The sequence below is a fragment of the Paenibacillus sp. FSL R5-0887 genome, assembly GCF_038002305.1.
GTDB classification, from domain to species: Bacteria; Bacillota; Bacilli; order Paenibacillales; family Paenibacillaceae; genus Paenibacillus_AQ; species Paenibacillus_AQ odorifer.
Genome location: NZ_JBBOCE010000002.1, coordinates 1,613,441 through 1,635,992, shown reverse-complemented (window position 1 = coordinate 1,635,992; position 22,552 = coordinate 1,613,441). Strand labels below are relative to the sequence as shown.

Sequence of the window (22,552 nt, the reverse complement as noted above, 5' to 3'; positions counted from 1 at the left end):
ACAGTTTAGGAGGACATTAACGTGAGTAATTATTATTTCCAATCAGGTAACTTTGTAATGGAGCAGTTTGATACAGGAAAGCCTTTCTCTAGTTTCCTGCCAGGTCTTGCAGGTCTTAAGGGAATTCCAATGTGGACTTTTTATGTAAACCGGGGGCAAGCGATTTGCAGCTTTGGGGTACGCGACAAGAACTCGCCAATCATGGAATTCTCTCCAGCAAATATCTCTTATAAAGACGTAGGAACCACCGGATTCCGAACCTTTATTAAAATAAAAGGCGAGCAAGAGATTTATGAGCCATTTCAATCGGCACGTCCAGATTCTGCCGCCAAGCGGATCATGACCATTTTGCCTAACGGACTGACCCTTGAAGAAAGCCATGCCGGGCATGGGCTGAAGACGACTGTACACTATTTCAATCTGCCTAATGATGATTATGCCGCGTTGGTACGTCGGGTGGAGATTGAGAATATCGGTGGCAAAGAGATTGAGCTGGAGCTGATGGATGGTCTGCCTGAGATTTTGCCTTACGGAGTAGAAAACAGCGGCTACAAGGAGATTGGTAACCTGCTGCGCAGCTGGATGGACGTATACAATCTGGAGAACGGTATTCCGTTCTATAAGCTGCGTTCCAGCACCAATGATAGTGCACAGGTTAGCGAAATCACAAATGGACATTTCTATCTGTCGTTTACTGGAGAAGGAGAAAAAGTCGCGCCAATCGTTGATTTCGAACTTATTTTCGGCGGCAATACCTCTCTTACTTACCCAGACCGTTTTGCGGAATTAACGCTTTCGGAGCTGAGTGAGCTTCCACAATATCCAGTCAATAAGGTTCCTTGCGGCTTCAGTGGTGTGGCTAGACGTTTGGCACCCGGCAGCAGCTTGACCCTGAATACTTTGGTTGGGCATGTAAATGACATCGACAAAATCAATAAAAAGGCGGAGCAGTTATGCCGGGATGAATATATCCTGTCCAAATCCAAGGAAGCCGCAGGTCTGACAGAGCAATTAACAGAAGACATTGCCACGCACACTTCATCGGCTGTGTTTGATGCTTATTGCCGTCAGTCCTATCTCGATAACTTCCTGCGCGGAGGCTATCCTTTTATTTTTGACAATGGCGGAGATGGCTTTGTAGTTCATTTATATTCCCGCAAGCATGGCGATTTGGAGCGCGACTATAACTTCTTCTCACTTGCCCCAGAATATTATTCACAGGGGAACGGTAACTTCCGCGACATGAATCAGAACCGCCGGAACGATGTGTTTTTTAATCCGAAGGTGGGCAGCTTCAACATCAAAATGTTCTATAGCTTGATTCAAGCAGATGGCTACAATCCACTAAGTGTTCAAGGAACAACCTTTGAAGTGAAGCCAGACAGCAAAGCGAAGGCTGCGGAATGGATCGGAGAAGCGGCTGCGGATCATCAAGCTGAGCTTGTTAAGCTATGCAACAGCCGGTTCACCCCAGGCAGCCTGATCAATTACATTGCGGATCAAAACGTTACGCTGAAGGTTAGTGAGCAGGAGTTTCTGTCGGGTCTGCTGGCTCTTTCACAGCAAAACATTGAGGCTGCTTTTGGCGAAGGCTTCTGGTCTGATCACTGGACATATAATTTGGATCTCGTAGTAGGTTATTTGGACATTTTCCCTGACAAGAAGCAGGAGCTTTTATTTGGGGATAGTACTTATGCGTTCTATGACAGCCCAGCATATGTGCTGCCCCGTAGTGAGAAGTATGTAATTAGTGACGGAAAAGCCCGGCAATATGGCGCCCTCCTTGAGGATGAGGAGAAGCTGCATAAGCTGAAATGGAAAGCTGGAGATACCCATTGGCTGCGTACCAAAGGTGGGCAAGGTGCAATTTACCACACCAATCTGTTCGTGAAGATGTTGTCTCTTGCTTTGAATAAATTTGCTACGCTTGACCCTTACGGCATGGGTGTGGAGATGGAAGGCAACAAACCGGGCTGGAACGATGCTATGAACGGTCTGCCGGGATTGTTTGGCTCCGGAATGAGTGAGACTTTTGAGCTGAAGCGTACTGTAGTCTTTTTGCTGGATGTGCTGAACGGTGCTGAGAATGTACAGGGAGCTGTAAAGCTGCCAGAAGAAATCGCGGAGCTGCTTGAAGCGGTATATCACGCGGTAACTGCTGTCCTAGCAGGAGAAGTGGAACAATTTAACTATTGGGATACAGTAGCTTCAGCCCGTGAAGCTTATAGAGCAAATATCCGGTTTGGAATTACTGGTGCTGAAACTGAAGTAACCTTGGAACACATCCGCGAAGCCCTTTCCAAGTTCCTGGTTAAAATTGATGAGGGGATCAACAAGGCGGTAGAAATGGGCAATGGACTTACCCCAACCTATTTCCGTTTTGAAGCGGAGAAATTCCATCAGGTAACAGATGCTGAGGGTCAGCCAGTCATTAGCGGATACGGATTGCCAAAGGCTGTGGTAGAGGAGTTTAAGGCTTATGCCTTGCCTTATTTCCTTGAAGGACCTACCCGCTGGTTGAAGACGATGAAGAACCCGGTGCAGGCAAAAAAAATCTATAATCTGATTAAGCAAACAGAGCTGTATGATCAGGCAACATCTATGTATCAGACCTCTGTTAGTCTAGAAGGTGAATCGCATGAAATCGGACGGATGAGAGCCTTCACACCAGGCTGGCTAGAACGGGAGTCTAACTTCCTGCACATGTCCTATAAGTATTTGCTTGAGCTGCTGAAGGGCGGGCTGTATGAGGAATTCTACGGCGAGCTGAAGACGTCGCTGGTGCCATTCCTTGATCCTGCTGTTTATGGACGCAGTACACTGGAGAATTCATCATTTATCGCAACTGGAGGCAATCCTGATCCCAATAACCATGGTAGAGGGTTCGTAGCGAGACTTAGTGGATCGACCGCGGAATTCTTAAGCATGTGGAGAACAATGATGGCTGGAAGCCATGTTTTCAGAATGGAGGATGGAGCGCTTACGCTGTCTCTCGATCCGGTATTGCCAGGATGGCTGTTTGATGAAGAGGGCAAACTGTCTTTCACTTTCCTAGGGAATACGGAGGTAATCTATTCTAACCCAAAACGTGAAAATACCTTTGGCGAGAAGAAGGTCAGCATTCAATCTTTGATGCTTGTATACCGTAATGGAACTGTGACTAAAATATCTGGAGCGTTCGTGCGCGGTGAAGAGGCAGAGGCTCTGCGGCGTGGAGAAATTGCACAAATTCAAGCAGTATTAGCATAAAAATAGAGGGGCGAGCTGCGGCTCGCCCTTAAATTTTCACTCAATCCGAAAAATGGTACCTATAATCCGAAATTCAAAGCCTTACGGAGACAGGCAAAAGCAAATACAATGGATACATAAACATTGTAAGCGCTTTAGATTAAATACAGATATAGAGCCTGGAGGTCCAAAGGATGGAGAACAAAAAAAGCATGGAAGTAAGCTCAGCGATGAAGCCGTTAATTCCTGGCAATTTCGAAACCGGTAAAGTAAATCGGAGCCCGCTTTGGAAGAGGTTCATTGCCCAGCGTCATTTGCAGACAATGGCTCTACTCGGCATTGCGTGGATGATAATCTTTAACTACATTCCCATGTATGGAATTATCATTGCTTTTAAAGATTACAACATCGTTAAAACGATTGCAGAAGCCCCATGGGTGGGACTTACACATTTCAAAGAGTTCATGGATGATGACAATCTCTCGAATGTAATTAAAAATACGCTCGGCATCAGCTTGTTTAAGCTAATTATCGGATTTCCATTGCCAATAATATTTGCTCTATTTCTGAATGAAGTTCGTTCAATGAAATTCAAGAAGACCATACAGACGATTTCGTATTTGCCCCACTTTCTCTCATGGGTGGTACTCGGAGGGATTTTGGCTACATGGCTTGCTGATGTAGGAATTATCAATAACATTTTGCTAGCGCTTCATCTGATTGATCAGCCAATTACATACTTGGCTGAGCCTGGTTACTTCTGGACAATTATTATCTCCTCTGATATCTGGAAAGAACTTGGATGGTCAGCGATTATCTATTTAGCAGCAATTTCCGGTGTATCTCCTGAAATGTACGAGGCGGCGACAATCGACGGCGCGGGCAGATTTCAGAAGATGTGGTATGTTACCTTGCCGGCGATTAAATCGACAATCAGCATTCTCTTCATTCTCGCGGTCAGCGGAGTGCTGAACTCCAACTTTGATCAGATTCTGGTCCTGCGCAACTCACTGAATGATAGTGCAAGTAATGTAATTGATTACTATGTGTACTATACAGGGATTCTCTCAGGCCGCTTCTCTTACTCAACTGCAGTTGGATTGTTAAAATCGGTTATCGCTCTAATATTGCTGCTGATTGCCAACCAAGTATCTAAAAAAATCAACGATACATCGTTGTTCTAGGATAAGGAGGACCATATATGTTTGCACTTAAGCGTAAAACCAAGGGCGAGGCCCTGTTCGATATCATAAATAACCTCATCATGTTATGTATCTGCTTCATAACGCTTTACCCGATCTGGTACGTATTGGTTAACGCCTTCAATAACGGTAATGACGCCATGCGGGGAGGAATCTACTGGTGGCCGCGGATGTTCAGCTTTGAGAATTTCGAGGCCGTGTTTGCCAGCCCCGGCATCATGCAGGCGATGTGGGTTACTGTCGCCAAAACACTTTTGGGTACTGTACTGCATGTATTTTTCACAGCGATGGTAGCTTATGCATTCTCCAGAAAAAACCTCATTGGCGGTAAGTTCTACATGCTGATGGGTACAGTGACTCTCTTTTTTGGCGGGGGACTCATTCCTACCTTCCTGCTGATGAAGGACCTTCACCTATTGGAGAATTTCCTAGTCTATATTATTCCGGTTATGTTTAGCTTCTTTGATCTTATTATCTTCATGACCTTCTTCCGGGAGATTCCCGATGGGCTGGAAGAAGCGGCACGGATTGACGGTGCTAATGATTGGTCCATCTTTCTAAGAATCGTACTTCCAGTATCCATGCCTGTAATTGCTACCATTGCTCTGTTCCATGGCGTGTATCAGTGGAATGATTACTTCACGGGTATGATCTATATCAATAATACTGATCTACAGCCGATTCAGACGTATTTGTTCCGGGTCGTCGCACAATCGAGCTCTAGTCAAATGATGGTCGCTGTACAAGGCAGCAGCGTTACGAGAAGCGTAACGTCACAGTCCATTAAGCTGGCGACGATGGTAGTGACCACACTGCCGATAGTATTCGTGTATCCGTTCCTGCAGCGTTATTTCGTTAAAGGGATGATGATCGGCTCCATTAAGGGCTGATGTCTAGCAGTGATAACTCCTCCGGTTGCCTACAGCTGTAGGCACTGGGGTTGAGCTTATAATTAACATTCATAGAAAAGGGGTAAACAAGCATGGGCATGAAACGTAAGCCAAAAGCAATGGGAGTTCTGCTTCTCGCAATAATGATGTCATTGTCAGCCGCAGGCTGCTCCAGCGGGAATAATGCTGGCAAGAATGCCGAAGGTAATGCTAACAGCGCTAAAGCTACTAATACGGAGGCAAGTGCTGAACCGACTGCTGCTGCATTATCAGCAGATGAACCGGGATGGAAGATTGATACTTCACCCATTACATTTGACTGGTACCTGAACTTCTCATGGTTCCCTAATAAATGGGGCGTGGACCCAACCTCCCAATATGTAACTAAGAAGACCGGAGTTGATATTAATTTCATCGTTCCGGCTGGTAACGAGAATGAGAAGCTTAACACGCTGATTGCATCCGGTAAATTGCCTGATTTCATCACTTTGGGCTTCTGGGAAGATGCGATTAAGAAAATGGTCGAAGGTGAACTTGTTCTTCCATTGAACAAACTTGCTGATGAATATGATCCGTACTTCTTTAAAGTATCCGATGCTGATAAGCTGGGCTGGTATACACAAGAAGACGGCAATGTGTATGGCTATCCTAACTCTTCTTCCTCTCCTGCCGACTATGAGAAATATGGAGAAAATTACGTATCCAACCAAGTATTCGCTGTCCGCAAGGATATGTATGAAGCTATTGGAAGTCCAGATATGCGCACACCAGAAGGTTTCTTGAATGCGCTTAAATTAGCGAAAGAGAAATTCCCTGACGTAAATGGACAGCCGCTTATTCCACTTGGTTTGCATGAATTTACCGAGAACGGTAACGATTCTTTGGAAGGTTACCTGCAGAACTTCTTGGCAATCCCAAGAGAAAAAGATGGCAAGGTATATGCTCGTGAAACCGATCCTGAATATATCCGCTGGATGAAGGCACTTCGTCAAGCGAATCAAGACGGTCTGCTGGCTAAAGATATCTTTATCGACAAACGCCCACAAATGGAAGAAAAAATTGCCCAAGGCCGTTATTTCGCAATGCTGTATCAACGTACAGACTTTGCAGCACAACTAGGAACGATTTACCAACAGGATCCAACTAAAACGTATATCGCTGTTGACGGACCTTCCAATACGAACTTGGATAAACCAACCCTTGATGGCCCTGGTATCTCCGGTTGGACGGTAACACTGATCTCCAAAGATGTTAAGGATAAAGCACGTGCTATCCGCTTCCTCAGCTACTTGAACAGTGAAGAAGGCAACAAAGACTTGTTCTTAGGCGAAAAAGGTGTCAGCTACGATACGATTGATGGAAAAGATCAATTTAAACCAGAAGTGTTTGATTTGATGAATAAAGACCGTTCGACGTTTGATAAGCAAATCGGATCTTCCTTTACATTCTGGATGCTGCAAAATACGAATATCACAGACCAATGGGCTCCTAAATCGGTAGAACCATTTAAGCAATTGGAAGATTGGACTAGAGGTAAATCCATAGGCTCCTCGGAGTTCCAACAAATCGAACCAACAGGAAACTCTCCTGAAGGTATCATCGCTTCGAAGCTGAAACAGCTGCGCGGTAAAACTATGCCGAAATTGCTCATGGCTTCCTCCGATGCGGAATTCGATAAGATTTGGAATGAGTATTTAGAGAAGAGAAAGAAGGAAGGCGAAGATGTATTTGATGCCTACCAACAAAAGAAATATGAAGAGAATAAAGTGAAGCTGTCCATAAAATAAAAAGTATGACCCAAAATGCCCGCTAACTGCGGGCTTTTGGGTTATTTTCGAATTATAATAAGGAATAGATATTAAGTATTTGAATATTCACTATTTTAGCGAGGTGGACAGGACAGAAGTGTATAAAGTGAATAGGCGAGATCGAACCAGAGCATTATGGCATTCTTTTAGTTATTGGTGGGGGCGAAGATCACTTCAGAGCCGTTTAATTGCAGCTTATGTTTTTATTGTTTTAGGCCCGTGTTTGCTGGTTTCTGTCTACTCCTATAAAGCCATTAATAATACCTATCTCCGCGATGCCGTCGAGAAAAATGATTATTTGTCGCAAATGGAGAAGCTGCATATTCATAATCAGATCGAAGCGATGGAACGGGCGGCGCAAATGGCTTATTCTGATGCCGAAGTAGAAAAATTCTTAGCGAATGAAACCGAACCGCAGCTAGTAGATTTGGTTGATTTTAATACAAATGCTTATGTGAATATGACTCGTATTCAATTTAATAATCCGAATATTGAGCATTTACGGCTGTATTCGAGAAGTAATAAGGTGCATGAAATTTGGCCGATTATCTTTCGCGAAGAGCGGGTTTCTTCCACCCCATGGTTTCAGAAAGCGCTTCAATTGAAGGGGCAGGAATACTGGTCTTTTCAGAAAAATGATCCGGATTTGATGCAGAGATACTTGGGAGCACCGACGGAGAGTCTGCCAAAGGTTTCTTTGCTGCGTGAGAAGAGTCGGCCAGCAGACAATCATATCGGCATGGTGCAGGTGGATATGCTGCTTAGTCGATTTACACCCAAGACGTATACAGATGTACGGGATAATCAGACCCAGATGTTTCTTGTGGATAGTGAGCTGCAGCTTTTCACCAGGCCGGACAATTCTTTTTTGCAGGATAATCTAGAGATGGCTGATATGATTGCAGAACGGTATAAGCAGTTCCGGGAAACTGGCGAATGGGACAGTAATTACTCGGAGAATGGTAAATCGTTTTTGTTAATTAACACTCCGCTAGAACGAATTGATGCTTATTTGTTAAATGTAGTGTCAATGGAAGGAGTGATGAAGGATATCTCCCGCACGCGCAACTTAATCATTGGAGCCAATGTTGGTTTTATTACTTTACTAACGCTGATCGCTTATGTGACAAATGCCTTTATTCTAAAAAATCTGCGTAGATTGACCGAAACGATGAAAAAAGTGCGTAGAGGTGAAGCGTACACTGGAATAATGATTCGTGGTGGAGGGGAAGTCGGGGAGCTTGCCCATCATTTCTCCAAGCTGATGAACACCATCAATACGTTGGTGGCTCAGGCAGTGAGCAAGCAGGCGTTGTCTAAAGAGGCTGAGCTGCGTACGCTGCATAACCAGATTGACGCACATTTTTTGTATAATACGCTGGAAAATATAAAAATGCTGGCTGAAATTGAGAACCAGCGAACGATCTCGGACGCACTGACCTCGCTGGGTGGGATGATGCGCTATAATTTTAAATGGTCCGGAGAGTATGTGAAGCTGCGGGATGAAGTCCGCCACATTGAAAATTACATTGAAGTGATGAATATTCGTTTTGAATATCCGGTTAAGTTAGTGCTTCATATTGAACCTCGATATTTGGAGCTGGAGGTGCTGAAAATGTCACTGCAGCCTATTGTAGAGAACAGTGTTAAGCATGCTTGGTGCGACGAGAAAGAGAATTTACAGGACCCGAACATTCATATTCATATTTCGGAAACGGAAGGTGATATTTGCATAGAGCTTCGTGATAATGGCATCGGCTTAACTCCAGAGCGTTTGGTTGCTTTGAACGAGGCGATTTATGCGAAAGATGAGCGCTGTGAGAGTGCTTCAGAACAGAGGGATGTTGACCGCCGAACAGGTGGTATTGGACTGAGAAATGTACATCAGCGACTGCAAATCTTTTATGGTGATGAATATGGGCTTGTAGTACAGAGTGAAGCAGGGAGTTGGACGATGGTACGTCTGACCTTGCCGAAAGTTCTTTTGACAGGAGAAAAACAACTATGAAGAAGCTACTGATCATTGATGATGAAAAGAATATCCGTTACGGTCTCAAGACTATGATAGAAAGAGAATTTCCGTCCGTGTATACCATCACAATGGCGAGTAATGGCGCAGAGGGTTTCGAGATATTTAAGACCGAAGGTGCAGATATTATTATTACAGATATACGTATGCCAGTGATGGATGGAATTACACTGTTGGAGCAGATATCTAAGCTAACAAGTGGTGAGAAAAGCCCAGCAGTGCTCATCTTAAGCGGTTATGATGATTTCGAATATGCCAAAAGCGCGATTCGTTATCGCGTGAAGGATTACTTGCTGAAGCCGATTCGCCGAGATGAGTTGTTCGAAATTTTGAAGAATATCGATAAGGAACAGGAAGAACAGGATCTCAGCGCAAGGCAGCTGGAACAGGAAACGGAACACTTCCGCAGGGAACTGCGGTCCAGTCGTTTACGGGGACTGCTAATGCAGCAGGAGGTTCCGCTGGAGCGTGAGCAGCAAGAGTGGCTAAGTGATCTGCAAGCACCTTTTACAGTTGGTGTGTTGAATTACTATTACAATGACGGAACAAGAATGAAGTCGGGGGATGTTCAGGGACTGGCGGAACGATTGATCGGACCGCTTGAAAAGTTTTTCTCGGAAATCACAACGGATTGGGATGGCAAATTAGTCTTAATCGGGAGCAGAAAACAGGATTTTATAGAGCTGTCCAGACAAGCTGAAGCTAAGGAAATAAAGGGATTATCGATTGGGATTAGCAGCGAAGGAGGAAGTCTTGAGGACCTTCGTTCCTGTTATAAGGAAGCATGCCGGGCACTGCAATATACTTTTTTATATCCGCAAGTGAGTTTGTTGGATTATGGGGATGTTGGTCAGGGACGGTCTAACTTTCCGTTACCTAAGGAAGAGCTTCGCAAGCTGCTCAATATGCTGGGAACAGAACGCGAGAAGGAGATGAAGCATCTTCTATCTGTGATTTTTCAAACTGAGCATTTGAAGGAACTGGACCTAGCTTATCTGGAGTCCGTGGGACAGAATGTAAACGAACTGGTGTTGGATGAAGTGTTTCGGGTACATGGCGAAGCCTCGGTAGAGGTATTGAAGCTGTATCGTACGGTAGGCAATATGTACAACTATCGTCATTTCCACGAATATTATCGTGCGCTGGAGAACTTACTCTTGAGTGTGAATGAATACATTGTAGGCGTAAGGTCTGCGCATACCGAGCATGCGGATATGGAAGAGGCACTGAGCTATATTGAAGCCAACTATGCCCGTCCACTGAATATGGCTATGGTCAGCAATCATGTGTCCCTGAATTATTCTTATTTTAGCGAAGCCTTTAAGGCATATACCGGTGAGAATTTTGTTATTTATTTAAAAAAGGTCCGTATCCGTCACGCTAAAGAGCTATTGGCAAAAGGCTGCAGTAAACTCGCAACAGTCTCAGAAGAGGTAGGCTTCGAGAACAGTAAACAATTTGCCCGTGTTTTTAAAGAGCTGGAAGGGATTTCCCCAGGTGATTATAGAGCGAAAATAGTATCCGAAGAGTGTTGAGGCTATTGAAGATGCATTTAGAAGCGGCCCTCCTATATAATGGATTTGAGAAGATTCATTGGAGGAATGAAGGGTGGAAGAAATACAAGGCAATTTGATTACGGTTCAGACATTAGCAGCGGATTTTCGTCGACTGGGCGTTAAGGCGGGCATGACGATTTTATTGCATTCTTCTTTTAAATCGTTAGGCCAATGGGTAGCCGGGGGCCCGGTCGCTGTTATTTTGGCATTGGAGGAGGTCCTCGGAGAATCTGGCACGCTAGTAATGCCCACACATTCCAGTGACCTGACTGATCCCGCAGGCTGGAGCAACCCACCGGTGCCGGAGGCGTGGTGGCAGAGTATCCGCGAGCAGATGCCGGCTTATGATCCAGACCTGACCCAGCTTAGAGGAATGGGGGTTATTCCGGACTGCTTCCGTAAACAAAAAGGAGTAAAACGCAGTGACCATCCGATTCATTCGTTTGCCGCTTGGGGCAAGCATAGAGACGAAATTATGTATGGTCATTCGCTTGAAATGGGTCTGGGGGAAGATTCTCCGTTGGCTCGGATTTACGATTTGGGCGGACATGTACTGTTGCTGGGTGTTGGCAATCTTAATAATACTTCTCTGCATCTTGCCGAATGCCGCGCATCTTATGCTGGCAAGAAGGAAACCCTTGGCGGGGCGCCCATTATGGTGGATGGAGTTAGGCAGTGGGTGGAATTTAAGGAGCTGGATTGGGATTCTGACGATTTCGTTCAGCTGGCAGATCAGTTTGGACAAGAGACGGGACTTATTACATATGGACAGGTTGCTTCCGCAACCGCTCAATTGATTCCGCAACGGGAAATCGTAGATTATGCATTGAACTGGATGGAACAGAACAGGAAGTAGAACCTCATTGGATAGGGAAACGGAAGGAGAAGCTGGCATGAGTACAACAACGATATTTTTAACCCGGCATGGTCAGACGGAATGGAACGTGCAGCATCGGATGCAGGGACATATGGATTCTGAACTAACAGCGCTTGGTGTACAACAGGCTGAATGGCTGAGCCGGGGGATGCACACTGAACAGCTGGATGTCATCTATGCAAGCCCCAGCCCAAGGGCGCTGCGCACAGCTGAAATTATTCGAGGAGAGCGGAGTACTCCGCTTATGACCTCTGAGGCGTTCAAAGAGATTGGCATGGGTGTGTGGGAAGGCCGTGATTCTACTGAGCTGGAGAGCGAGTATTCGGAGCAGCATCGCAATTTCTGGCAAGACCCTGAGCAGTTTAAAGTGGAGGGTAGTGAGACCTTCGCAGAGGTGCAGGCACGGGCGCTGGGTAAGCTTCAGGAAATTCTCGTTGAGCATCAAGGTGAGACCATTCTTATTGTCACACATACAGTAGTGATTAAGCTGTTAATGGCCTATTTTGAGGGCAGAGCACTGCCTAAGCTCTGGGATCTGCCTTACATTTATCCGACCTGCTTATGCAGGGTTGATTTTACGGATGGTGTGCCCGAAATCCTGCTGCATGGGGATACGAGCCATTACGAAGAGAGTGAAGCTGGGATGGAATCATAACACTTCCTGCAAGATCAGATTGGGTTTATAAAAAAGGCGGTTCCTCGGGTGCATTACGCACTCGAAGAACCGCCTTTTTGACTTCAGAGCTGGAAATCAGCTTTTGCTAGTTGATAAACTGGAGAGATTTCAATGTCTTCTCCAGCATCGTAACCGCTTCGGCACGAGTTGCCAGCTTCTGTGGAGCAAAGGATCCATCTGTTGCTCCTTGGATAATTCCCTCAGCAGCGATTTCTGCTACTGCTGCTTGGGACCAAGCTGGAATGCTTGCTGCGTCACTGAATTTAGCCAGTGCTGCAGGATCGGCATTTAAGGTTTTCCCTGTGTACTTGATGGCTTTCGCTAATACCGAGGCCATTTCCTGACGAGTGATTGGGCTACCCGGCTTAAAGCTGCCATCGGTATAACCGGAAATCAATCCGGCTTCTGCTGCGGTGCGAATAGCATCAGCATACCAAGCACTTGGGTTTACATCTTTAAATGTGGTCTCACCATTAGCTGTCGCAAGTCCCAGAGAACGCGTAATTAATGCCGCGAACTCAGCACGTGTGATCGACTGTGAAGGAGAGAACGTATCGTTGCTTGTTCCGCTGACGATCAGCTTGGAAGCTAACAGATCAATAGATGATTTAGCCCAGTGTCCGTTAATATCTGCGAACGTTTTGGAAGACTTAACAACGGTGTAGTAGCTGTTGCTGTTCCGTTTAATCGTAACGTCCGTTGTTCCATCTGCTTTAGGAACAAAGATAGCAGGCACGAAGGAGATCTTACCTGAAGCAGGATCGAAGACCACTGCCGTTGCGTTATTTGAATTTAAGACGGCAGGTACATTGATCGTGCGCTTCACGTAAGTGCTGCCGAAATTGTTCAACTGCACACTCTTAGTTCCGGCTTGCGCTGAAACGCTGAATTCGATTACTGGAGCAGCTAAAGTAGCATTACCCAGCTGTGAGGCGATAGCTTGGTTTGTGCTGTTTAGTGTTCCCGAATTCGCTACTAGAATGGATACCGTAATTGTAAAGTCGCTGGTGCCTAATTGAGCGGCAAGTGCTGCGCTGTTTACAACACGGAGTGGCAAGGAATAAGAAGCACCATCCGTAGTAAAGGTAAGAACTGTGTTAGGTTGTGCTGCTGCTTGTTTTACAAGCACACTGCCTGGAAGCACTACTTGAGCGCCGCCTGTAGTGGCTTTAACCGGAATAACCAGCTCTTGGCTACCCGTTGGCAGTTCAGCAAGTTGTTTGGTTAGATCAGCAGCATCAATTGTTGTTACTTGTGCTGAAGCAATTGGAGCAACAGTTGGAGCAACAGTTGGTGATGGTGTAGCTGTTGGTACTGTTGGAGCCGATGTTGGTACTGAAGTTGGTACTGAAGTTGGTACTGAAGTTGGATCTGGTGTTGGTACTGGTGTTGGGTCTGGTGTCGGAGTTGGATTTGTCTCCGGTAGTGGTGCACCTTTTAGATCAACAATCCGGCCTTCAACGGCGGAAGTGTTGGCAGTGACCGTTCCAACCTTCTGCAGATACTTCGTAAATACATCAAAGTCCGGTAGGTACAGCAGATTCACGCGGCCTTCTTTATAGGCCTTTTCAAGTGAAGTATAGAAATCTCCACCCTTAGCTGTGAAAGCATTAGTAGCTACTTCATAAGATGCTTTTAGATCTAGAGGAACGTATTTCTCCCCGTTTTTCACTTCAATACGCAATACACGTTCGTTCACAGGTTTCGTAGAGTCGTAATAGAATTTCAACCCTGCAACGTGTGGGAAACGTCCGTCTGCTGCCGGCGTTTTGGAAACCCCGTTCTCCATAGCATCCTTAATTTCTTGTCCAGTCAAAGTGATCGTAACCAGATCGTTGTTGAATGGAAGTACACCGAGTACTTCGCCTTGTGTGATCGGTCCTTCGTTGATGGATTCGCGAATACCGCCGCCGTTTTGCAAGGCGATTACGGCATTAGTGCCCGCTTTTTGAGCTGCATAAAGCATGCCATCGGCAATCAGGTTACCAAGATTAGTTTCCTTTGTGCGCACATTATCACGAACTCCGTTTAGAACAACCTCTGAATTTCCTACTACCTCATTGGTTAGTTCTTGAATACCCGGCTTATACTCGGTATCCAGGATCTTTTTAGCTTCAGGATCCTCTGCGATAACGTAGTTAGTACCGTTTTTAGCATCGATGGAGATTAATTGGTCTTTCCAATCGGTCAGTACGCCATCTTTGTTAAATTTAACTTCAAGTTGGCCAAGGAAAAGACCTTTTTCACCAGTTTGTACAATTAGCTTCGGTGCTTTTGGATCGGTGTTATCAACAACGGCTTGATTCAGTTGCGTGTGGCTGTGACCCCCAACGATAATATCAATGCCGTTAACGGCTTTGGCTAGCTTGAGATCTTCTTCATAGCCAAGGTGAGAGAGAACAATGATCTTGTTAACTTTCTCTTTTTCAAGCATAGCGACCGTTGCTTCCGCTTTAGCGAAGGCATTCTCAAAGGTCACTTTACCTGGTGAAGCAATGTTCGCCGTATCTTCTGTCGTCAGACCCATGATACCGACCTGTTGGCCGTCTACTTCTTTGATCAGCGCAGGGTAGATGGTTCCAGCATTACCTGACCGGCCGATTTCATTGGTGAACATTTTGCTAAGAATATCATCCGCTGAGAAGTTCACATTGGAGGAGACAAATGGGAACTTTGCGTTGCCAATGAATTTGGACAGTACATCTGAGTCTTTATCAAACTCATGATTACCGAAAGTCATAGCATCATATTTAACCAGATTCATAAAGGCCAGATCTGCTTGACCCAGATACTTATTGAAGTAAAGCGTTCCGGAGAACACATCACCTGCGTCTACAAGAATAGGATTCTCTGTAGTCGCCTTGGCATCTTTGATTGCTGTTACACGGCGCAAGATGTTGTTTGGCGAGCTGACAGTATCTAATCCTGCATGTGTATCATTGGTGTGCAGAATGGTTAGTGGGAAGTCTTCAGCAGTATTAAAATCAATCTGTGCCAAAACCGCATCATGATCGGATACCCGACCGTTCGATGGTGAGAAGTCGGCATTTAGATGAACGACATCTACTTTAGAAGAAGCCGTTAGATTTTTACTGACAAGAATATGATCTAGCACTTGAGAGTTTCCATCATAGGTGTACGTATACTGCTCATTTAAAGGTAATGTATCGATCAAATTGTCTAGTTCTGTACCTTTTAAGAGGGTTGCAGTTTTAGTAAATTGGAAATCATTCAAATCGCCAAGAGCTACGATGTTGGCTTTAGGATTTGCAGTCAGAACCTCTTTGACAAATCCGTTTACGACCGCCGCGATTTTATGGCGTTGTGTTTCACTGGACAATACAGGGGGCTGAATGTTTCCGAAAGGACCGGTATCGCCGCCTTTTGAATTGAAATGGTTAGCGATCACAATTACTGTTTCGCCACCGAATACGAACTGTGCAGCAAGGGGTTTACGTGAACTTGCAAAGGCAGAGTTTGTTGGATCAATTCGTCCTGGATTGTAGGTCAATTGATCTGCCGCTGCGTTATATCCAACGGATTGTGTAGCTGTACCTTTTTGTCCGCTCACACTGTCCGCAAGCTGTACTCTTGCTGGATTGTACAGGAATCCTACGCGAATGTTTCCGCCTGGGGCACCGCCATCCATATTGTTCTCCGGAGCGATATCTGTGTATTTATATACAGGACCGCCAGCGGTTTCAATAGCCTTAATCAATTCGGCTGCACTTGCTTCAGTGATACCATTATTGGCTTCACCATTGCTGTCCTGCATTTCGACAACGCCGATAATGTCAGGTTTTTTCATATTGTTTGTGATGGAGTCGGCTAGTTTCTGGATTTTTGTTGCTCCGACACCCGGGTAGAAGTTTTCAATGTTGTACGATGCGATCAACAACTTACTATCATTGACTTCAAGAGTAGTTGTTTCTTGCTTAAAGGTACTTGGAGTGATGGCTGGAAGCTTACCGTTTTCCGGAATCACTTTGAAGTTACCGTTGTTGTATCCGATGACGCCAGTTACATCTCCCGCGAACTTATCTCCGGTGATGACTTCTTGACCCGGATTTCCGTAAGCAATGATGAGGCGCTGAGGATTGTATTGGTTGTATTCTTTGAGAACTAATCCACCAGCTGGTGTGATGACATCAGGTGTTTCATTTTCTACTCTTGTAGGGATGTTATACAGCATGGAATTTCCGCTACCACTTGTCCAGTAAGGACTGATAATCGTAGGGGTAGGGAGCTTGACGAGCATACCTTCTAACGATTCGTAGAAATCAATTGCATCTTCATTAGGCTCAAAATCAGCCATGCCGTCATTGTCAATTATGGAAGACGGAATGGCTCTCCCGCCTTTACCAAGTACGACAGGCTCTGGCACAGTATAACTTGAAGAGGAGTCTACTTTTATTGAAGTCATAGTAATTTGAGTAGAGGTTAAATTACTTGCGTTACCTTCGTTGTATTCGGAAACAGCTCCACTAACTTGGACTAAATCTCCAATTTGAGGCTTAAGGGATGAATTAGTGCTGTATACAAAAATACCTTCCGAAGTGTTTACATTATCGTCTGGCTGAGGGTCTTGCATAAAGAAACCTCTATAAGCACCAGTGGCGAAGGTGTACCCATATTGGGTAACGATGCCTTCTACATCGGAAACGTTCTGACCTGCATACTCAGAAGTATGAGATTCTCCTTGAATATCATGTATACGAGGGAGTTCAGATGCTTTATATGCAAAGGTATAAACCTTACTTGTCTTGCCATCTGCTACGACAATTGCATGGATGGTAAGATCTTGATTAACTGTAATCGGATCTGAATAAAGCTTACTTGCTGTTGTTGGTTCAGTTCCGTTGGTCGTGTAGTAAATCTGTGCTCCAAGAGTAGGGCTGGATAGGGTCACAGAACTTCCTTTGATGATGCGACCTGCGCCAGGGCTGGCCATAACGGAAAAAGTTTCTTCCACCAAAGCATTTTCATTAAGTGGAATGAATTGATAAGTCGTACTATATTGCTCGATAACCCCAGTGATATTGTCAAAGGTTTTACCCTTAACTAGTTTAGGCAGGGTTGAAAAAATTGTGAATTGTTGTCCACCTTGGCTAGCAGTCACCGTGCTGCCATTTACATTGTCTATGGTCACATTATTCATAGTTACCAGCTGAGCTTCGTGGCTTTCGCCGTTCGCGGCAGACAAGTCGGTTGCTGTAATCAATTTTGGTGCAGGCACCCCAACATTTTGTGCAGCTACATTGTATTGAAGTCCACTTTGGAATTTGATTTCTTGCAGGTTGCTGTAGATATCCATTGTGCCGCTTACTTTAACACGATCTCCAACGTTTGCGAACTCTGGGAAACCATAAAGTACGATCCCGCCGGATTCATCCTGAATATACATTTTTGCTGCATTAATGTGAGTTACGATACCTTCTGTTAAAATATTCTGACCTTTACTAGCAAGGCGTGCTGTTGCAACATCTGTTTTGGCCAGAATAGTGTAATCAAAAGTCGATATAGGGCTGTCTGGCATATTTGGTTCTGAAGCATACGCTTTAATCGTAGTGTCCTCAGTTAAGGTAATAGGCCCTGTGTAAGGTTGGAAATTAGTTGAACCACCTGATCCATAAACAGCTGCATAGACGGATGCTCCAACCGTTGGAGAATTCAAAGATATTTCTGTACCAGCCGGCCAGGCATTAGGGGCTGGTAAAGCTACTGCGGAACTAGCAGTTTCCGGTAATTCAGGGAACGTACCGTAGGTGCTGTTCCGTGGACTTGGTGCTTGGACAACAAAATCCGTAGAGTTGTTATCCGTATCTAGACCGCGGCTGTCAGCCGGTGCACCAGCCGCAGCTTTACGGATAGCGGCTGTCGTATTGGAGAGAGCAGCGGTCGCACTTCCCTCGACATTTGTAGCTGTTCCGTAGCCAACTAAATCAATTGTTGTACCTGATTTATCAACGAGGTCGACTTTGCCGTTTGTACCACTCATAGCAAGGATTCCCTTGCTAACATCAGGAGTAGGCAAGTCGGTAGTTCCTCCCGTTCCAGCGGCCTCCTCAATAAGGAAGTATCCATTTGCCGGGATGGTTCCATTTAAGTCTGTTCCGCTACTAAAGGTTCCGGCAGCTGAGGTATAGCGAACTTTCCATCCAGTCAAATCTACTGGATGATTTGTAGGATTGTATAATTCAATAAAATCATTTTTAAGTTCCGCTCCGCCGTTTCCACCACCACCATAGACCTGCGAGATAACAATATTGCTATTATCCGGTGCTGCCTCGGCAGTCTGGACAGCTGGTAACACACTGCCGGCAACCATTAACATTGCCAGTCCAGTAGCGAACCATTTCCTTACTCTTGAAGAAATAATCATTTGGATAAGTCATTCTCCCCTCGAATCTTTTATTTACAACCTATTAAATCTTAGCATTCAAATGTAAAATGAAAGGTTGTCTTTCATGAATATAAATTAAAGTTTGCATCATTTAAATCTAAAAATTGAAATGTTGTGATTTTAGTATAAAAACAGTGCATAAATACAATATTAATTATAAATTTAGTATTTTTATGGTTAATAGATCACCGATATTTTAATTTTATGTTATATATATTGTTGAATTTATTATGGATTGCGACAAATTTATTCTAGAGTTTTGTTAATTTTTACATAGGGAAAACAATAGTGATTAGAATTATATAGAATGTATCGGAACAAAAATAATGCCCCTCCAGCTTCTTATCGAGAAGTGGAAGGGCATTATTAATTTTAAATCTACTTGGACAACACATCACTGCTGGTGCGGAAGCTCAAGCCGTTCAATTCCATCCATATATTTACGCAGTGCCTGCGGAATGTAAATGGATCCATCCTCCAGTTGATGATTCTCCAGCAGCGGAATTAGGATCCTTGGTGTAGCCACTGCGGTGTTGTTTAGGGTGTGGCAGTATTGCAGCTTACCGTCGGCATCCCGGTAACGAATGCCCGAACGACGAGCTTGGAAATCGAGCAGGTTGGAAGCCGAGTGTGTCTCTCCGTATGCCTCTCTGCTTGGCATCCAAGTCTCGATGTCATACTGCTTATGTGTCTTCAGGGACATATCTCCTGTGCAGACAGACATGATCCGATAGGGAAGTTCCAAGAGCTGTAGAATATGCTCTGCATTCGCAAGAATCTCCTGCAGCATGCCCTCTGATACGCCCTCATCATTCCGACATAAGATAACTTGTTCAATTTTTGAGAATTGATGAACACGGTACAGGCCACGCACGTCTCGTCCCGCCGATCCTACCTCACGTCGGAAGCAGGCCGACATTCCGGCGAGTCGCATTGGCGATTCCAGTTCGACAATCTCATCGCTATACAGCGAGACAAGCGACACCTCCGATGTGCCTACCAGCCAGCGATTGTCTCCGTTTAGCTCATAGGTCTGATCCATCCCGCCGGGGAAGAAGCCCGTACGTTCCAGCGCTTCCGGACGGACAATCACGGGAACATCCATCACCGTGAACCCGCGGGCAGTTAGTACATCAATGGCCAGCCGCTGTACAGCGAGATGTAACAACAACCCTGCACCCTTCAGCACATAGCTGCGTGGGCCGCCTGCTTTGACGCCACGGGGGATATCGATGATATTGTGGAGCTCGCCTAGCTCTACATGATCACGCGGTTTAAAGCCGAATTCCGGCAACGTTCCGGTTCGTCGCAGTTCTACATTATCTTTATCATCATGGCCAATCGGTGTATCCTGAGATACAGGGTTTGGTGCGAGCAGCATGAGTTCTCCACAGCGCCGGTCTGCCTCAGTTAGTTCTGCCTCATAGAGATTCAGGCGGTTGTTCAGTTCTCTTACTTGTTCTTTAACTGCTTCTCCTGCCACGCTGTCACCCTGTCGTAAAAGTCGTTCAACCTCTTTGGTCAGCCCGTTACGCTGGGCTCTCAACTGTTCCGTATCTTGGCGCAATTCGCGCCGTTTCTCATCCCATTCCAGCAGTTCATCCAGTGGGAAGTCGACTCTTTTCCAAGCCGTAATGTTTCTTACAAGTTCCTGATTGTCTTTGATCCAGTTCATATCCAGCATACCGTTTCGCTCCTTTTTGGTTAAAAAAACGCAAAAAACGCCCTCATCCATGGGACGAGGAGCGTCAGCTCGCGGTGCCACCCAGGTTGATCGAATCTCCTTAACTGCAGGAACAATCCGACCCTCTTTGGTCTTCGCGGTAACGGGCGAAACCCGGTGAACTTAGGGAGTTGTTGTAGACTCCGGTCGCAGACGCCTCACGGTTGGATGCCGATCATTGGCCTGATTGTTGGATTTAATATTGTTGCTTAGTATAACGTAAGAGCGGAGGGAGCGCAAGTGGTTATGGTTTGACAAAAATATCAATTCTACGTTAGGATTAGTATTAATTTAAAGTAATTTTGTCGGGATAATAAATAAAGCAGTGTGAGCTGCTTAAGTGGGATGGAAGAGGTGGAGAAGTGGCTAAAATTGTTGTGATTAATGGAACGCCTTCCCTGGTATCGCGTATCAATGCAGCTATAGAATATGCGGAGGCCAGCTTAACCAATCAGGGCTTCGAGGTTGAGCGTATTAACGTAGCAGAGCTACCAGCGGAGGATTTGATTCACACTAAGTTTGAAAGTGAGTCTATCGTCAAAGCCAATGGCCTTGTAGCGGAAGCTGATGCGGTAATTGTGGTTAGCCCGGTTTATAAAGCTTCTTATACAGGCGTGTTGAAGACCTTTTTAGATCTGGTTCCACAAAAGGGATTGGCCGGAAAAGTTGTACTCCCGCTGTTCATGGGCGGCAGTCTTGCACATCTGCTCACAATTGATTACGCATTGAAACCTGTGTTGTCTGTACTGGGCGCGCGTTACATTCTTGGCGGCGTCTATGCCGTGGATTCTCAAGTGGTTCGTAATGATCACGGAGTGGTAGAGCTTGCTGAGGAGCTGAAGCTGCGCCTGAACGATGCATTAGATGAGCTTGCAGAAGAAACTACACATCGTGTGGAACGCAAGGCATAAGACTAAGTAGCATGCCTTCTGTGCTTAGTGCTAATAACAAACGTATAAGCGTCTCTTTCATCCCTGATACCAGGGGAGAGGGGCGCTTTTTGCATTATATAAGCTATAGCAAAAAGGCCATCTCACTAAGAAAGTAGAAAATGGCCTCTTTTTTATATAGGGATCGTTATATATCCGGTCTTACAAATCGTCGAATCCGTTATCGTCGCCAACCTTACCATAGTTGCGGGACTTAGCTTCGAAGAAGTCAGTTTTGGTAGCATTAAGCGCATCATCGGAGAAGGGTTTGATCCAAGGCATACAGTTAACGTCAACACCTTGATAAGCTTTTTCCATACCCATCAAAGTCAGACGCTTGTTCGCTGTATATTTGATGTAGTCGCTAAGCTCGTTAAGATCAATACCACGCACGTTAGTAAGTGTGTAATAAGCCCAGTTGGTTTCGAGCTCTACCGCGCGGTCGATGGTACGGTATACGTAATCCATGTTTTCTTTGGTGTTCAGCTCAGGGAAGTCTACAAGCAGCTGCTTAAATACTTCTGCGAAGAAGTAGCAGTGCTGATTCTCGTCACGTTGAATATAAGAGATCATTTGGCTAGTTGCCATCATCTTCTGGTCACGGGCCAGATTGTAGAAGAAGGCGAAAGTACTGTAGAAGAAAATCCCTTCCAAGATGAGATCTGCTACCAGCGCATGGAAAAAGGTCTGTCTCGTAGGGTTATCACGGAACTCTTGATAAATATCAGAGATAAACTGATTACGTTCCAGCAGGACAGGGTCTTTTTTCCAATATTCAAAAATTTCCTTCTGCTCACTCTCCGACACGATAGAGGAAAGAACATAGGAATAGGATTGGTTATGCACCACTTCTTGCTGCCCGATAATAGCGGAGATAGCTTCCAAAGAGGAATCGGTGAAATAACGCTTCACGTCGCTCACGAACATCGTCTGCATCGAATCCAGCACAGCGAGAAGGGAGATATTAATCTTAAATACGCGTTGTTCCTCGGCATCCAGCATCGGGAATTGTTGCGCATCCTTGGACATTGGAATTTCATCCGCGATCCAGTGATTAAGCAGCAGTACCTTATACAGCTTGTACATATGAGGCATGCGAATATCATTCCAGTTCAGAATACCTGAGCATTCACCGTCGATAATGCGTGTGGATTGGTTAGGTGCTTCAGTATTAAAAATCTTTTGTAATTGCATTTCTTATCCCTCCATTTTTTGCGTGGGTAATCTTTCT

The 22,552-nt window shown here is 45.2% G+C and carries 12 protein-coding genes; 9 read left to right on the top strand and 3 right to left on the bottom strand.

Translation table 11 applies throughout. From position 1 onward, the window contains the following. Nucleotides 1-21 precede the first annotated feature (21 nt). The 8 genes from MKY14_RS25105 to MKY14_RS25070 all read left to right on the top strand — a co-directional run bounded on the left by MKY14_RS25105 (nt 22) and on the right by MKY14_RS25070 (nt 12,245). A complete protein-coding gene (locus MKY14_RS25105) occupies nt 22-3,249 on the top strand; it encodes a cellobiose phosphorylase (protein ID WP_340977599.1) in 3,228 nt (1,075 codons plus the stop codon). Nucleotides 3,250-3,422: 173 nt separating this feature from the next. Further along, the gene (locus MKY14_RS25100) at nt 3,423-4,412 is read left to right on the top strand and encodes an ABC transporter permease (RefSeq protein ID WP_036682605.1); all 990 of its coding nucleotides are present in this window, start codon (nt 3,423-3,425) and stop codon (nt 4,410-4,412) included. 17 nt (nt 4,413-4,429) lie between these two features. After that, entirely contained in the window at nt 4,430-5,320 is an 891-nt protein-coding gene (locus MKY14_RS25095; RefSeq protein ID WP_036682603.1) for a carbohydrate ABC transporter permease, read from the top strand. Nucleotides 5,321-5,412: 92 nt separating this feature from the next. Further along, nucleotides 5,413-7,107 (top strand): extracellular solute-binding protein, encoded by a 1,695-nt coding sequence (locus MKY14_RS25090; protein ID WP_036682600.1) that lies wholly within the window; start codon nt 5,413-5,415, stop codon nt 7,105-7,107. Between the two features lie 118 nt (nt 7,108-7,225). After that, on the top strand, nt 7,226-9,136 hold the full coding sequence (locus tag MKY14_RS25085; protein WP_340977597.1) for a cache domain-containing sensor histidine kinase: 1,911 nt from the start codon (nt 7,226-7,228) through the stop codon (nt 9,134-9,136). Then, the gene (locus MKY14_RS25080; RefSeq protein ID WP_076310028.1) at nt 9,133-10,692 is read left to right on the top strand and encodes a response regulator; all 1,560 of its coding nucleotides are present in this window, start codon (nt 9,133-9,135) and stop codon (nt 10,690-10,692) included. The genes MKY14_RS25085 and MKY14_RS25080 overlap by 4 nt, the downstream gene beginning before the upstream one ends. 73 nt (nt 10,693-10,765) lie before the next feature. Next, complete coding sequence (locus tag MKY14_RS25075) at nt 10,766-11,569, top strand: aminoglycoside N(3)-acetyltransferase (RefSeq protein WP_340977595.1); 804 nt, start codon at nt 10,766-10,768, stop codon at nt 11,567-11,569. Between the two features lie 37 nt (nt 11,570-11,606). Then, nucleotides 11,607-12,245: a histidine phosphatase family protein gene (locus MKY14_RS25070; protein ID WP_340977593.1), complete on the top strand. Its 639-nt coding sequence runs from the start codon at nt 11,607-11,609 to the stop codon at nt 12,243-12,245. Between the two features lie 106 nt (nt 12,246-12,351). On the opposite strand, the gene MKY14_RS25065 is transcribed toward MKY14_RS25070, so the two are convergent. Both MKY14_RS25065 and serS read right to left on the bottom strand, forming a co-directional pair. Further along, nucleotides 12,352-18,648 carry a 5'-nucleotidase C-terminal domain-containing protein gene (locus tag MKY14_RS25065; protein WP_340977591.1) on the bottom strand — a complete coding sequence of 2,099 codons (6,297 nt, stop codon included), beginning with the start codon at nt 18,646-18,648 and terminating at the stop codon, nt 12,352-12,354. A 415-nt stretch (nt 18,649-19,063) separates the two neighbouring features. After that, complete coding sequence (gene serS, locus MKY14_RS25060) at nt 19,064-20,353, bottom strand: serine--tRNA ligase (protein WP_340916301.1); 1,290 nt, start codon at nt 20,351-20,353, stop codon at nt 19,064-19,066. A gap of 401 nt (nt 20,354-20,754) precedes the next feature. On the opposite strand from serS, the gene ssuE reads away from it, so the two are divergent. Beyond that, nucleotides 20,755-21,303, top strand: coding sequence for an NADPH-dependent FMN reductase (gene ssuE, locus MKY14_RS25055; RefSeq protein ID WP_036682586.1), 549 nt, complete (start codon nt 20,755-20,757; stop codon nt 21,301-21,303). Between the two features lie 180 nt (nt 21,304-21,483). Here ssuE and MKY14_RS25050 read toward each other — a convergent pair whose 3' ends face one another. Beyond that, nucleotides 21,484-22,515 carry a ribonucleotide-diphosphate reductase subunit beta gene (locus MKY14_RS25050; RefSeq protein ID WP_036682584.1) on the bottom strand — a complete coding sequence of 344 codons (1,032 nt, stop codon included), beginning with the start codon at nt 22,513-22,515 and terminating at the stop codon, nt 21,484-21,486. Between the last annotated feature and the right edge of the window lie 37 nt (nt 22,516-22,552).

Excerpts from the sequence above, each read along its gene's own strand:
- MKY14_RS25090 (WP_036682600.1), top strand. The coding sequence starts at position 5,413 with ATGGGCATGAAACGTAAGCCAAAAGCAATGGGAGTTCTGCTTCTCGCA.
- serS (WP_340916301.1), bottom strand. The coding sequence starts at position 20,353 with ATGCTGGATATGAACTGGATCAAAGACAATCAGGAACTTGTAAGAAAC.
- MKY14_RS25095 (WP_036682603.1), top strand. The coding sequence starts at position 4,430 with ATGTTTGCACTTAAGCGTAAAACCAAGGGCGAGGCCCTGTTCGATATC.
- MKY14_RS25100 (WP_036682605.1), top strand. The coding sequence starts at position 3,423 with ATGGAGAACAAAAAAAGCATGGAAGTAAGCTCAGCGATGAAGCCGTTA.
- MKY14_RS25080 (WP_076310028.1), top strand. The coding sequence starts at position 9,133 with ATGAAGAAGCTACTGATCATTGATGATGAAAAGAATATCCGTTACGGT.
- MKY14_RS25070 (WP_340977593.1), top strand. The coding sequence starts at position 11,607 with ATGAGTACAACAACGATATTTTTAACCCGGCATGGTCAGACGGAATGG.
- MKY14_RS25065 (WP_340977591.1), bottom strand. The coding sequence starts at position 18,648 with ATGATTATTTCTTCAAGAGTAAGGAAATGGTTCGCTACTGGACTGGCA.
- MKY14_RS25050 (WP_036682584.1), bottom strand. The coding sequence starts at position 22,515 with ATGCAATTACAAAAGATTTTTAATACTGAAGCACCTAACCAATCCACA.